The organism is Sodaliphilus sp., from assembly GCF_045598405.1.
Taxonomy (GTDB): Bacteria; Bacteroidota; Bacteroidia; order Bacteroidales; family Muribaculaceae; genus Sodaliphilus; species Sodaliphilus limicaballi.
The window spans coordinates 1-13,954 of record NZ_JAZLLZ010000088.1; the positions used below are offsets into that span (position 1 = coordinate 1).

The window sequence follows — 13,954 nt, forward strand, 5'->3', positions numbered from 1 at the left end:
GGCAGGACAATACCTAAATAACCCCCACCGCCGAACGAAGTGGCGGTGGGGGAAGAAATGCAACACGCACTGCGTCCAGCAGGACGCTAATCGGATCAAATAGGTGAGGCTCAAATGGTTTTACATGCTAAAGTTGAGTTACTCAAAATACCATTGCTGAATAGTTACATAGAGGGTAGAGCCTGAAAATTTTTAAAAACGGCGCAGGAGAATGGAATGGTGAATTCTATCTCTTATGTCTTTTTATTGATGTTTTTTCGGGGGTGACGGGAAGGGATTTTTCCGTAATGCTTTAGTAGTGAGAATGGAGCGTTTTGCGGGGATATTGTAGTTTTTACAATAAGGGGTGGAAATGATAGCTTTTTTCGGTGGGGTTTTTGAAAAAGTTGTCCAAAACTTTTTTTAAGTTATTGAAAATAAGATTTGTAGCAAAGTGTGGTGGCGAAAAAGTTGTCCAAAACGAAAAATTTGTGCAAAACTTTTTGTGAAAAAATTTTGATATTTCAAGGGCAATTTGTAGTTTTGTAGTCGCAAATCAAACCTGCCTGATGGCGGTGTTTTTTAAGCGAAATTAAAGGCTAATATTAAACATCTCATAATTAAATTTCTAGGGCTATTATGATACTTACAGTAGTTAAACGCGACGGTCGCGTCGTGGGCTATAACGAAGAAAAAATAAAGGCTGCCATACGCAAGGCCATGTTGAGAACCGATCTGGGCGAAGATGAGAGCCTCATCCAGCGCATCACCGACCGCATCGGCAATCGTGGTGCCGAGCGCATGGAGGTGGAAGCCATCCAGGACATGGTGGAAATGGAGCTCATGAAGAGTACACGCAAGGAGGTGGCGCAGGTCTATATACGCTACCGCCAGGACCGCAGCCGTGCTCGCAAGAGCAAGGTGTATGCTATCTTGCAGCAAATCATCGATGCGATGAACAATGATATCACTCGCGAGAATGCCAACATGAATGCCGACACCCCCGCCGGCATGATGATGAAGTTCTCGAGCGAGACAACTAAAGCCTACACCGACGACAAGCTGCTCAGCCCCGAGGCACTGGGCGCTATACGTCACAACTACCTGCACATCCACGACAAGGATTATTATCCCACCAAGAGCCTCACATGCGTGCAGCACCCGCTCGACCATATTTTGCAAGGCGGTTTCATGGCTGGCCATGGCGAGTCTCGTCCGGCCAAGCGCATCGAGACTGCTAGCGTGATTGCTTGTATCTCGATGGAGACTGCGCAGAACGAGATGCACGGCGGACAGGCTATTCCCGCTTTCGACTTCTACTTGGCTCCCTTCGTGCGCAAGACTTATGTTGAAGAGGTGAAGTATATCGAGAAGATGACGGGCGAGGACTACAGTGCTCTCTATGAGGCTCCCATCGAGGACTATAACATCGCTGAACTCGACGGACTCACAGGCATGGAGCGTGCTAAACAGCATGCTATCAACCGCACTGCCGGACGTGTGCACCAAGCTATGGAGGCATTTATCCACAACATGAACACTATCCACTCTCGCGGTGGCAACCAGGTGGTGTTCAGTTCAATCAACTATGGTACTGACACTAGCGCCGAGGGCCGTTGCGTGATGCGTGAGCTCTTGCTCTCTACCTATAAGGGCGTGGGTGATGGCGCTACCGCTATCTTCCCCATCCAGATCTGGAAAAAGAAACGTGGCGTGAACTACCTGCCCGAGGACCGCAACTATGACCTCTACCAGCTGGCTTGCAAGGTCACTGCCCGCCGTTTCTTCCCCAACTTTGTGAACCTCGACGCCACTTTCAACTTCCACGAGAAGTGGCAGGCCGACGATCCCAAGCGCTATCTCTATGAAATAGCTACCATGGGCTGCCGCACTCGCGTGTTTGAGAACCGCTATGGCGACAAGACCTCTGTGGGTCGCGGCAACCTGTCGTTCTCGACAGTCAACATCGTGAAGCTCGCTATCGAGTGCATGGGCATCGAGACCAAGGAAGAGCGCGTCGAGACATTCTTCAAGAAGCTTGACAATGTGCTCGAACTCACAGCACGCCAGCTCAACGACCGTTTTGACTTCCAGAAGACCGCTTACGCCAAGCAGATGCCCATCGTGATGTCGCAGCTGTGGAACGGCGCAGAGAACTTGCAGCCTAACGACACAATCGAGAGCGTTATCAACCAGGGTACGCTGGGCATCGGGTTCATCGGCCTGGCCGAGTGCCTCATCGCGCTCACTGGCAAGCACCATGGCGAGAGCGAGGAGAGCCAGAAGCTTGGACTCAAGATTGTGGCACACATGCGCGACCGTGCGCTTGAATTCAGCGAGAAATACCAGCACAATTATAGTATCCTTGCAACTCCCGCCGAGGGATTGAGCGGACGTTTCACGAAGGGCGACCGCAAGGAATTCGGCGTGATTCCCGGTGTGACCGATAAGGACTATTACACTAACTCTAACCACGTGCCCGTGTACTACCACTGCTCGCCCAAGCACAAGGCCGAGGTTGAGGCTCCCTATCACGACCTCACCCGTGGCGGACACATCTTCTATGTGGAGATCGACGGTGACGCTACTCACAACCCCGAGGCTATCAGCAACGTTGTTGACCTGATGGACAAGTACAACATGGGATATTGCTCGGTTAACCACAACCGCAACCGCTGCATCCACTGCGGATATGAGGATGCAACCGAGGGATTGAAGACTTGCCCCCGTTGCGGCAGCAAGGACATCGACCGCCTGCAACGCATCACCGGTTACCTTGTGGGCACTACCGACCGCTGGAACAGCGGCAAGCTCGCCGAACTCAAGGACCGCGTGGTACACAAGTAAGTGTTTAAGGACGCCACGCTTTAAGAGATTAAGAAAACAAATTTATGTGGTCTAGAATTTCTAGAATCTCTAGATTTTCTAGACCCTTTCATTTAAAAAAACGATGAGAGTATTAAAGGTTGTTGAAGGGACTAGCGTCGATGGCCCCAAGTTGCGCACTTCGATTTATCTTGCCGGTTGCAGCCATGCTTGCCCTGGATGCCACAACCCGCAGTCGTGGGATCCGGCGGGAGGCGAGGAGATGAGCGAGGACGAGCTGATGCGTGTCATTGCCTACAATGAGGCACCGGTCACATTCAGCGGCGGCGACCCGCTGTTCCAGGCTGGGGCCGTTGCTAGTTTGGCGGCACGCATCAAGCGCGAGCTGGGCTACAACATTTGGTGCTACACGGGCTACACGTGGGAACACATCGTGCAGCAACCGCAGTTGATGGAGCTGATGAAAAGCATCGACGTGCTGGTTGACGGGCCATTCGTCATGGCCGAGCGAGATCTCGACATCCTCTTTCGCGGCAGCCGCAACCAGCGTCTCATCAATGTGCCCGAGACCATGAAACATGGCCAGGTGGTGCTCTTTGAGCCGCAGGTCAAAATATAAAAGGCGGGGTGACTTTATCGAGCGAGTTGCTCTTTGAGTATCCTGGTGAATTTCTCGGCGCCTTGCCGCGACAAGTGGTCGCAGTCGTAGAAATCTGTACCCTGGAAACGAGTGTCGTTCATGTGGTCCATATAAACGGCCCCATACTTCTTCACGCATTGATTCACAATGCCATGCACGGTTTCAAGGCTCGCTTTGCTGATTCTTGACGTGTATCCGTCCCACATGGGTGTGGTGACAATCACTAGCCTTATCCCCCTGTCGTGGCACATCGACGCGATGTGCATGAGGTGCTGCGAGTTGTAGGCCACGTTTGCCGAGTCGGCAGTGCTGCGGTGCTCGGCTGTCTTGGCACTGACGATCATCATGTTCTCGTCGAAGTGCGACGGCGTGGCAAATCCTGTGCCGAACCCTGTGCTGTCACATTCCAGGGAGGTGTCTCCGCCACACAGCCCTTGCACTGCCGCCAAGAACTTGCGGTTAAAGGCCGGCAGGCATGATATCTCGCAGTAATACTTCAAGTTGTTGTCAAAGAGGTCGCAGCCCATGTACAGTTTGTAATAGGTGCCGCGATACCATTCCACGCTCTTTTCCAGCGGCGAGTCAAAGGTGTTGGTCACATCAACGGGCACAATCACCGTTTTCAGGTTGGTGCATCGGTCTATGTAGTGCGATAGCAGCCAGTCGTCAATCTCAGAGTGCTGCGTCACGTTGGCGAGGTTGAAAACACTGTCGCCCATGAGCGAGGGCATCACGCCGTAGTAGGTGTGCGATCCGCCCAGGATCAGTGTGCTCACGCCGGGGGCATGGCTGTCCATCCACTGTGCCTTGTACTGGTAGGAGGTGGGGTATTGCCGCACGAAGCACTCCCACAGCGCCAGGATGGTGCCCACGATGAGCAAGAATAGGGTTACGTATGTCAAGTATCGCTTCATTGCCTAGAATTGGAAATAGATAAAGTCTTGTTGGGGTGCTTGCATCAGCACTATTGCCATGACTATCACGAGATATAGCGTCCATCGTGCCCACTGGTGTCTCATCAGGCCGTGGCCGTTCAGTTCAAGCACGTGGCTGTTGTCACGCTTGATCCACTCGATGACAAGCAGCATGATGCACAGGGGGATGACTTTCAGGCCCACAACGCCTCCTCGCGGGTCGAAGACCGACCAGGAGAACACGTGCTTGTAGTAGTACCACGCTTCGCCTAGCGATTGTGCCCTGAACATGACGCGGGCAAGGGTGACAAACGTGAATGTGCCCAGCATCATGAGCAGTTCTTTCACCGATGGCAGCACACGCTTCCACCCCACGTTGTGGTCATACTTGGTCTTGATGCCCGTGAGCACATAGAAACTGCACATCAGGCCATGGGCACAGCCATAGAGAACGAAACTCCAGTCGGGACCATGCCACAGACCGCTCAGGACAAACACAAAGATGGTGTTGAAACAGCATCTCAACTTGGAGCAGCGGCTTCCGCCCAGGGGGAAGTACACATACTCGCGGAACCATGCCAGCAAGGTGATGTGCCAGCGGCGCCAGAACTCGGGGATGTTGCGTGAAAAGTAGGGGTAGTTGAAGTTGGCGCGCAGTTTGAAACCGAACAGCTTGGCGCATCCCACCGCTATGTCGCAATAACCCGAGAAGTCGCAGTAAACCTGGAACGAGAAAAGGAAGCCCACCACCATCAGGTTGAACGACGACGTCGTGTCGATGTTGTTCCATGTGGTGTTGATGTAGGGGGCGCAGTTGTCGGCTATCACCACTTTCTTGAACATACCCCACAGCATCTGACGTGAGCCATCGACAGCGCTCGCATAGTCAAACTTGCGTGCACGAGCAAACTGCGGCAACATGTCGCTTGCTCGCTCGATGGGGCCGGCAACAAGCTGGGGGAAGAAGCTGATGAATGCAAAGAAGTCGATGATGTCGTGTGACGCGGCAATCTTTTTCTTATATACGTCCACGCTGTATCCTATGGCCTGGAAAGTGTAGAACGAGATGCCCACAGGCAGTATGATGTTGGCCGTGGGCCAGTCGAGGGCAAACCCCATTGACGATAGCAGCACGTCCAGGTTGCCCACAAAGAAATTGTAGTACTTGAAGACACCCAGGATAGCGAGGTTTACAATCACGTTGACCGCTGTGATGGCGCGTTGCAGCTTGTTGCGGCCTTCAAATTTCTCGATTGCCCGTCCGCTTGCGTAGCAGCAGATGCTTGTAAATGCCATCAGCAGCAGGAAGCGCCAGTCCCACCACCCGTAGAACACGTAGCTAGACAGCACGATGAAGATGTTCTGCATCTTGGTGGGCTTGAACACGAACCAATAGAGCAGGAACACTATGGGCAGGAACAACAGGAACTGTATTGAGACGAATGACATAATGCTTGTGTTGCTACGTTAACATCTCGATCACCACAGCGACAGCTGGCGTGGATCGGCTTTTGGTTTTGGAGCCGGTTCGGGCTCTGGTTCGGGTTCGGGCTCTGGCTCGGGTTCAGGGTCGGGTTCCACGGGGATGAGCCAGTCCACGTCGTCGATGTCGTCGAGGGTGATGTCCATGAATGGGGCGGCATCGGTTGCTTTGTCGAGCAACTCGTCGGTGACGGCATCAGCGGCCGGAGCCTCCTCGGCATCGTTGCTCGCTGCCTCCTCGGGGGCTGCTTCCTCCTTCTTTTCCTCCTTTTTCTTCTTCTCCTTCTTCTTCTCCTTCTTCTTTTCTTTCTTCTCCTTCTTTTCCTTCTTCTCTTCAAGAGCGGCAGCGGCAGCTTCCTCGGGTTTGGGGGCAGCTTCCTCGGTTTCAGCCTGCTCGGTCACTTCTTCTACCGCTTCCTCTGCGGGAAGCTGTGTGGTTGCTTCGGCAGGTTCTTGCACTGCTGCGGCAACCTCGGGCTCTTCCTGGGGATATTCGATGGGAGCGGACAGCTGCTTCAACTCGTCGAGTTGCTGCATCAGGTCATCGTTGAGTATGTGGGAAGCATCGAGTTCGGTGCGCAGTGTTGCTGCTTGCTCGAGGGCGTCTTTGAGTTCGTCGGCCTTCAGTGCCAGCTGCTTGTTGAGTTCGTCGAGTTGCGATTTGGCATCGTCGCGTGCGGTGTCGGCCTGTTTGAGGCTTTCGTCTTTTTGCCGGAGTGCATCTTTCAGCTCGGTTTGAGCCTTAACCAGTGCGTCTTGTGTCTCCTTGCTGGCGGTGAGGGCTTGTTCGGCGAGGGCTTTTGCTTTGTCGGTTTCCTTGATTTGTGCGTCAAGGCTGTCTTTATAGCTTTCGGCGAGAGTCGCTGCCGAGTTGAGTTGCGACTTGAGGTCGTTGATGCGGTTGGCCAGTTCCACGTCGCGGCGGTTGTGCTTTTCGCGGGTGTCCTTGGCGTTGTGGGTGAGCGTGGTCACTTCTTTGTTTAGGCGCACGTTTTCCTCTTGTGCGAGTATCAGCTGTGCCTTGAGGCTTTCGGCGTCCTTCCCGGCTTGCTCCACCTGGGCGAGGCGCTGGCGCAGGTTGCGCACCTCCTCGTTCTTGTTGCGCTTGAATGTCTCCACTTCGTCAAGGCGTGCTTCAAGTTGCTCGGCGATTTTGAGGTGCTCGTTAGCTGTGTTAAGTTCCTCGTGCAGTTTGGCTATGGTCTCGTCGCGTGAGGTGAGGGCGTTGCTGTTGCGTTCGAGCTGGGCCGAGAGCGATGTTATCGTTTCCTCATGCGCTTTCACTTGCTTGAGCGCTTCCTCGGCCTGTTTCTTGGCTGCTGCAAGTTCTTCCTCGCGCGCTGTGTCGTTGGCTACGGGCGCATTGCCGGCTGTGACTTGCAGCACTTTTATCTTGTTTTCTAGCGACTTGCGATCCACTTCAAGTTTCTCGTTCTCGGTTTCCAGCTCGCTGATGCGTGCCGAGAGGTCGTTGGCTCTGTTCTGTGCGGCGCGTCGCTGTATGTCACACATCTTGAGGCGTGCCTTCAGGTCGGCATCGCCGGTGCCTGCCGCTTGTTGTGCGGCGGGTTGTGCGGCGGCAAAGGGGGCAAGCTTCTTCTCCACGTCGCGTCGCTGGCTTGCTGTGTCGATATACTGCTTCATCATGGGCGGCAGCGACGAGTTGATAAGGTCTATCACAGCGTCAACGAGCTCGCTGCTGGGTGCCACGGCTTGTGGGGCCGACGTCTCCTGCTGCTCCTCTCTCGCCTCGTGCTTGGGCTGGGGGAGAGGTTGCTCGGTTCTCTGCGCCTTGGCGGGAGCCTGCTGGGTGCGAGGCTCTGACTGGGGACTCACGGGTTCTTCAACCGCTTGGCGCCTGGGCACAATGCGTTCTTCCTCAAACTCGGGCTCTACGCGTGCGGGGTGCACCACGTCGGCCTCGCCTGGGGATGAGGGTGAGTCATCTCGCTCGGTGAGAGTTTTATCATCGTGGCGAAAGGGGTTGGAGAAGGGCGAGCGTGTCAACTCGTAGTCCACATCCTCGTCCAGGTCTTCGCCGTTGTCGTTGAAGCCGAAAGCTCTTTTCAGGTTGTTAAAGAATGACATATCTCAATGTTTTCTTTTTTTGTTTTTAATTCATTTGTCACCGGGTTTCATCACCACTCCCATGCCCTTGATGCCGTTGATCGCCACCTTGAGCGGTGAGTCGAATGTAACCACTTTCACGCACTCGCTCTCATAGCTTGCTGTGCATGAATTGAGGAAGTCGGTATCGACAAGGCTGCCGTCACCTTCTTCGCCCACAGTGAAGTAACCCACGCCGAAGGATGTCAGGTTCTGGAAGAAGTGTGATCCCTGGCTGGGGTCTATGCGTTTGCCCGGAAGCGACTGCTCCACGATGAGCCGGGCTGCGGCTATGTCGGTCCATTTCACGGGCACGCCCAGTGCCGCGTCGCTCGAACCCCATCTGCCGGGACCCATCAGGATGTAGTTGCTGCCTGAGTTTGTAAAGTTACTATTTATTTTTGCAATTTCACTAGCAATAGCCCAATTATTTTCATACGAAAATTTCTCGGGCTTGACCATCACCACAGCCGTGATGCCGTCGGTGAGGCCGTGTCCCAGTGCTTTTGTGCTGTTTATGAGTAATTTATCTTGTTCTACGTTGTGAATGTCGTCGTCGAGCATCTCGCGGCGATCTACCATCGGGCGTATCTGCAGCCAGTATATCTCGCCTCGGTGGTCGTCGTTGGGGCTGTCGGCGATGTTGCCGGCAAACTCAATCTCCACGGCACGGTCCATCTGCTCCTGACCCAGCTCGAGCATGAATTTCACGGCGGGAGCCAGCGGGAACACGCCGTGTTTGAGCACGTTGGCAAATGTCACCAGGTGCCGTCCGCGTGCGCTGTCGCTATCCACGATGTAGTCGTTCATCGCGTCGTAGGTCGATATCATGTATCGCAGGTGTCCCGCGCGTGCTTCCTCTTGCACGGGCAGATTGGGGATGTTGAAACCCTCGTCGAGGGCAAACTGCTGCTCGGCCTGCGTGGTGTCGAGCGCACACAGGGTGCGCTGCGTGTCGCGAAGTGCCAGTTGGGTGGTGCTGGTCTGGAGCACGTGTTTGGGGCGTGCTGGCGAGAATCGCAACGCCTGGCCGCCATCCACGATGTGCTTGCCCAGGCCCGCTGCCAGCTCGCAAACGCCGTCCTCGGGCTGCTCTTTGCCCGTGGGGTAGTAGTTCAGCGAGCGGCCCACGCCCGAGAAGGCGGGGTAGTAGTGCTCGCCGCGTTGCTTGCCCACTACTTCTTGTATTATCACCGCCATCTTCTCCTGGTCGATCACGTTGCTTGTCGCCACCATGTAGGCTTTGCTCTGGGCATAGAACACGCTGGCATACACTGCCTTGATGGCGCCTGCCAGCAATTCCACGCCTTCGGATTTGTCGTTCAGGTGCGGAATCATATAGGTGGAATACACTCCTGCAAACGGCTGGTAGTGGCTGTCCTCGAGCAGACTCGAGCTGCGCACTGCCAGCGGCGCGTCGATCACGTCATAGAGCGACGACATGTCGTCGATGATGCTCTGGGGCAAACGAGCCTTGAGAAATGCATCAAGTATCTCTTGGTCAGGCACATTAGACAATGCAAGCGGATACAGTCCGTTCATTTCCATGAACTCGTCAAACACGTCGGTGCACAGCACCACCGTGCGAGGTATCCTTATCACCACGCCGTTGAAATTGTCGCACACCGGATTGCGCTTGATCATAGCGTCGATAAATGCCAGGCCGCGACCTTTGCCTCCCAGCGAACCCTGCCCTATGCGAGCAAAGCTCGAGTAGCGGTCAAATCGCTCGCGCTTGAACTCTGCCACCACGCCGCGGTTCTTCATCTTGCGGTACTTCACAATCAGGTCAAAGACGAGCTGTCTCACTGCCGGAGCCTCGTCGATGCTCGTGAAGCGGTGCATTTTCATCACCTGCGCTATGGGGAACAGCGCGCGAGAGTACAGCCAGCGCGAGATGTCGTTGTGGCTGGCGTGGTGCAACAGCGACTCGGCTGGAACCTTGTGCACGCCATACTGCAGTGCCTTCAGGTCCTTGAAGCGCATGATCTCGGTGCCGTTCTCGGGGTTGCGGATAATGAAGTCGCCAAATCCGAAGTTGTCCATGATGGCCTTGCCCAGATCCACGGGCAGTTTCTTTGAGTTCTTGTCAAGGAAACACCCGCCGAATGTGTCCACCAGCTCGCTGTTCTCGCTCTCGCTCGACTCGATGATGATGGGCATGTAAGGGTCACGCTTGCGCAGCTCGTGGGCTAGCTTGATGCCTGCCTTGCTGTCTTTCACGCCTTCGTGCTTGAACGACACGTCGCTTATCACGCCCAGCATGTGGTCTTTGTAGGTCTCATAGAGGAGCATCGCTTCTTCGTAGTCGCGTGCAAGCATCACCTTGGGGCGGCCGCGCATGCGCAGCATCGACTCGTGGGCATTAAGCGCCTCGGTCGAGAAGATGAGCGACTGGCGCAAGATGAATTTATACAGGGTGGGGAGGATCGACGAGTAGAATCGCACCGAGTCCTCGACCAGCAGGATCATCTGCACGCCCACCTCGTTCACGTCCACGGGAGCGTTCATCTTGTCCTCTAGCAGCTTCACGATGGCCACCAGCAGGTCCACGTTGCCCAGCCAGCTGAACACATAGTCCACGCCACTCAAGTCCTCGCCGCCTATCCTGCGTGACACTTCGCGCGAGAACGGGGTGAGCACCACAAAGGGCACGTCGGGGTGCGAATGCTTGATCTCCACTGCCTTGGTGAAGGTTTCGCTCAAGTCCACGCCTGGCATGGCGATGATGAGGTTAAACTGCTGCTTGTCAAGGGCTGCAACGGCGCTTGCATAGTCGCGCACGCGGGTAACGCGCGGAGGTGAACTCAAGTTGAGCGACACATATTCCATGAATATCTGTTCCTCCACGCGGCCATCTTCCTCGAGCATGAATGCGTCATAGTCGCTGGCTATGAGGAGCACATTGTATATGCGCTCCTGCATCAGGTTCTGGAAGGCCGTTTCCTTGAGGTATAGTTGGCTCAGCAGTGATTCATTCATCGTCTTTTATGCTTGGGTGTGCACGGGGACGTGCCCCGTGCATGTTTTTACTTCTTCACAGCGCGTTGGCGGCTCGTCGACTTTGATGCGTTTGCTTCGTCGGCCACGATTTCGCGGCATTGCTCCAGGGTGAGGGTTGCCGCATCCATCTTGCGCGGAATCTTGTAGTTCTGTTTCTTGTAGCTGATGTAGGGGCCGTAGCGTCCGTTGAGCACTTGCAGCTCGGGCTCTTCGTCAAAGGTGACCAGCACGCGCGAGGCCTCGGTGCTGCGCTTCGACTCGATGAGTTCCTGGGCCTGCTCCAGGGTGAGCTCCAGCGGCGCCATGTCTTTGGGGATTGACACAAACTTGCCCGCATGGCGCACGTAGGGACCAAAGCGCCCCACGCCCACTACCACCTCGCTGCCCTCAAAGTCGCCCAGCGTGCGGGGCAGGTCGAAGAGCTTGAGCGCCTCTTCCAGGGTGATGGTCGATACGCTCTGGTCTTTCTGCAGCGATGCAAAGCGGGGTTTCTCCTCGTCCTCGGTGCTGCCTAGCTGCACCAGCGGACCGAAGCGGCCTATCTTCACGCTCACGGGCTTGCCGCTCTTGGGGTCGTTGCCCAGCACGCGCTCGCCCACCTTGTGCTCGAGGCGCAGCGTCGATACTTTCTCGATGAGAGGGTGGAACGACTCGTAGAATTTGCCTATCTCGCTGTTCCACTTCGATTTGCCCTCGGCAATATCGTCAAAGTTCTGCTCCACCAGGGCGGTGAAGTTATAATCCATGATCGACGGGAAGAAACGCATCAGGAAGCTGTTCACCACCATGCCTATGTCGGTTGGGATGAGTTTGCCCTTCTCTGCACCGGTGAGTTCGCTCTTGGTGCGGGTGGTCACTTTGTCTTTCTTTAATGTGATCACCTCATATTCACGCTTCTCGCCTTTGCTCTCGCCCTTCACCACGTAGTCGCGCGACAGGATGGTCGAGATTGTGGGCGCGTAGGTTGATGGACGGCCTATGCCCAGTTCTTCGAGACGGCGCACCAGCGATGCCTCGGTGTAGCGCGAGGGCTGCTGGGTGTAGCGTTGCATTGCCACCACTTCGCTGGCTTCGAGGTTGCTGCCGTTCTTGAGCACGGGAAGCATGTTCAGGTCGTCATCTTGCGACTCGTCATCGCTCGATTCCATATACACCTTCAAGAAACCGTCAAACTTGATGACCTCGCCGCTGGCGATGAACTTCTCGTTGCGGTTGCTCATGTTGATATCCACTTGGGTGCGTTCGAGTTGAGCGTCAGCCATTTGCGAAGCGATAGTACGCTTCCATATCAGGTTATACAGGCGTTTCTCCTGTGCGGTGCCCTGGATCTCGTGGTTGGTGATGAAGGTGGGGCGTATTGCCTCGTGAGCCTCTTGCGCGCCCTTCGCGGTGGTGCGGTAGTTGCGCATCTTGAGGTATTCCTCGCCTATGTTCTGCTTGATCTCGTCGCTGATGGTGGCAAGAGCCAGTTTGCTCAGGTTCACCGAGTCGGTACGCATGTAGGTGATGTGTCCGCTTTCATAGAGCGACTGTGCCACGCGCATGGTCTGGCTCACCGAGAAGCCTAGCTTGCGTGCTGCTTCCTGTTGTAGGGTAGAGGTGGTGAACGGAGGTGCAGGGTTCTTCTTCATGGGTTTCACTGTCACTTCGCTCACTGTGAACGTAGCCTTTTTGCAGTCATCGAGCAGGGCCATCGCGTCGTTCTTGTCCGTCAGGCGACGGTTGAGCTCTGCGTTCAACATCACATTGTCCTCTGTCGCAAACTGGGCAGTTGCACGGTAGTAAGCCTCGCTTGTGAACGCCTTGATCTCGTCCTCGCGCTCTGTGATCAGGCGCACAGCCACGCTCTGCACGCGGCCGGCCGAGAGCGACGGCTTGATCTTTCTCCACAGCACTGGCGACAGTTCGAAGCCCACGATGCGGTCAAGCACGCGGCGCGCCTGTTGGGCGTCAACGAGGTTTAGGTCTATCTCGCGAGGATTCTCTATTGCCGCTAGGATTGCAGGCTTGGTGATCTCATGAAACACAATGCGGCGTGTGCGTTCAGGCTTCAGCCCGAGCACCTCATACAAGTGCCATGAGATAGCCTCTCCCTCGCGGTCCGCATCGCTCGCCAGCCACACCATGCTTGCCTTCTCGGCTGCACCCTTCAGCTCGCGCACCAGTTCCTTCTTGTCGCTCGGTATCTCATATATAGGTGTAAAATCTTTTTCCACATCAATGCTGAAGTCTTTCTTGTGCAAGTCACGTATGTGACCATAGCTAGACATCACAGCATAGTCTTTACCCAGAAACTTCTGGATAGTCTTCGCTTTTGCAGGAGACTCAACTATAACCAAGTTTTTTGCCATATTCAGTAATGTAATTTTAAATTTCGGCGCAAAGGTATAAAAAAAATCAATACACACCACCCACTATCCAGCACAAAAAAATCACCCTTCACACCTTATATATATAATATATAAAAATATTACATTATTATAATAGTCCAGATAGCAGTCAAGTAAAATCACCTCCGCAGGACAAAGCAACAACCGCCCTCTATCACCCTCTATCGCATCTATTGCCATCTATCGCAACTATCGCAACTATCGCAACTATCGCATCTATCGCATCTATCGCAACTATTGCAACTATCGCAACTATTGCAACTATCGCATCTATCACCATCTATCACCATCTATCACCATCTATCACCATCTATCACCATCTATCACCATCTATCACCATCTATCACCATCTATCGCCCTCTATCACCGCCCCCTCCGCCCCGCATCGCGCCCCGTTCCGCCCGCCGTGAAATATTTAACAATTCGTTAACACTTCGCTATCATACTATCACACAACACATTACCCGCCATTCAATAAAAAATATCAAAAAAAATCCCGAAAAGATTTTGCCAGTTCAAAAACTTGTTGTAATTTTGCACTCGCTTTCGGGAACAACGAAGGCACAAGATCATTGAAATGTTTGCAATTTGAGGAATAGAAATGACTGTGTAGA

At 54.3% G+C, this 13,954-nt stretch carries 7 protein-coding genes; 2 read left to right on the plus strand and 5 right to left on the minus strand.

Annotated features, from left to right (window positions below):
- The first annotated feature begins 618 nt into the window (after positions 1-618).
- The gene (locus ACKI3C_RS06855) at positions 619-2,826 is read left to right on the plus strand and encodes an anaerobic ribonucleoside triphosphate reductase (protein WP_407403384.1); all 2,208 of its coding nucleotides are present in this window, start codon (positions 619-621) and stop codon (positions 2,824-2,826) included.
- A gap of 103 nt (positions 2,827-2,929) precedes the next feature.
- Positions 2,930-3,424, plus strand: a complete 495-nt coding sequence (gene nrdG / locus ACKI3C_RS06860; RefSeq protein WP_407403386.1) for an anaerobic ribonucleoside-triphosphate reductase activating protein — start codon at positions 2,930-2,932, stop codon at positions 3,422-3,424.
- A 14-nt stretch (positions 3,425-3,438) separates the two neighbouring features.
- Here the strand turns inward: nrdG and ACKI3C_RS06865 are convergent, their stop codons facing one another.
- From ACKI3C_RS06865 to topA, 5 genes are read right to left on the minus strand one after another with little or no spacing between them, the layout of a single operon-like run.
- Positions 3,439-4,359, minus strand: a complete 921-nt coding sequence (locus tag ACKI3C_RS06865) for a hypothetical protein (protein ID WP_407403388.1) — start codon at positions 4,357-4,359, stop codon at positions 3,439-3,441.
- A gap of 3 nt (positions 4,360-4,362) precedes the next feature.
- Complete coding sequence (locus ACKI3C_RS06870; protein WP_407403390.1) at positions 4,363-5,808, minus strand: MBOAT family O-acyltransferase; 1,446 nt, start codon at positions 5,806-5,808, stop codon at positions 4,363-4,365.
- Between the two features lie 30 nt (positions 5,809-5,838).
- Positions 5,839-7,929 carry a hypothetical protein gene (locus tag ACKI3C_RS06875; protein WP_407403392.1) on the minus strand — a complete coding sequence of 697 codons (2,091 nt, stop codon included), beginning with the start codon at positions 7,927-7,929 and terminating at the stop codon, positions 5,839-5,841.
- A 30-nt stretch (positions 7,930-7,959) separates the two neighbouring features.
- On the minus strand, positions 7,960-10,929 hold the full coding sequence (locus tag ACKI3C_RS06880) for a PEP/pyruvate-binding domain-containing protein (protein ID WP_407403394.1): 2,970 nt from the start codon (positions 10,927-10,929) through the stop codon (positions 7,960-7,962).
- Between the two features lie 47 nt (positions 10,930-10,976).
- Positions 10,977-13,301, minus strand: a complete 2,325-nt coding sequence (gene topA / locus ACKI3C_RS06885) for a type I DNA topoisomerase (RefSeq protein ID WP_407403396.1) — start codon at positions 13,299-13,301, stop codon at positions 10,977-10,979.
- Positions 13,302-13,954 lie beyond the last annotated feature (653 nt).

Coding starts and splice junctions, on each gene's coding strand:
- ACKI3C_RS06855 (WP_407403384.1), top strand. CDS start 619: ATGATACTTACAGTAGTTAAACGCGACGGTCGCGTCGTGGGCTATAAC.
- nrdG (WP_407403386.1), top strand. CDS start 2,930: ATGAGAGTATTAAAGGTTGTTGAAGGGACTAGCGTCGATGGCCCCAAG.
- ACKI3C_RS06865 (WP_407403388.1), bottom strand. CDS start 4,359: ATGAAGCGATACTTGACATACGTAACCCTATTCTTGCTCATCGTGGGC.
- ACKI3C_RS06870 (WP_407403390.1), bottom strand. CDS start 5,808: ATGTCATTCGTCTCAATACAGTTCCTGTTGTTCCTGCCCATAGTGTTC.
- ACKI3C_RS06875 (WP_407403392.1), bottom strand. CDS start 7,929: ATGTCATTCTTTAACAACCTGAAAAGAGCTTTCGGCTTCAACGACAAC.
- ACKI3C_RS06880 (WP_407403394.1), bottom strand. CDS start 10,929: ATGAATGAATCACTGCTGAGCCAACTATACCTCAAGGAAACGGCCTTC.
- topA (WP_407403396.1), bottom strand. CDS start 13,301: ATGGCAAAAAACTTGGTTATAGTTGAGTCTCCTGCAAAAGCGAAGACT.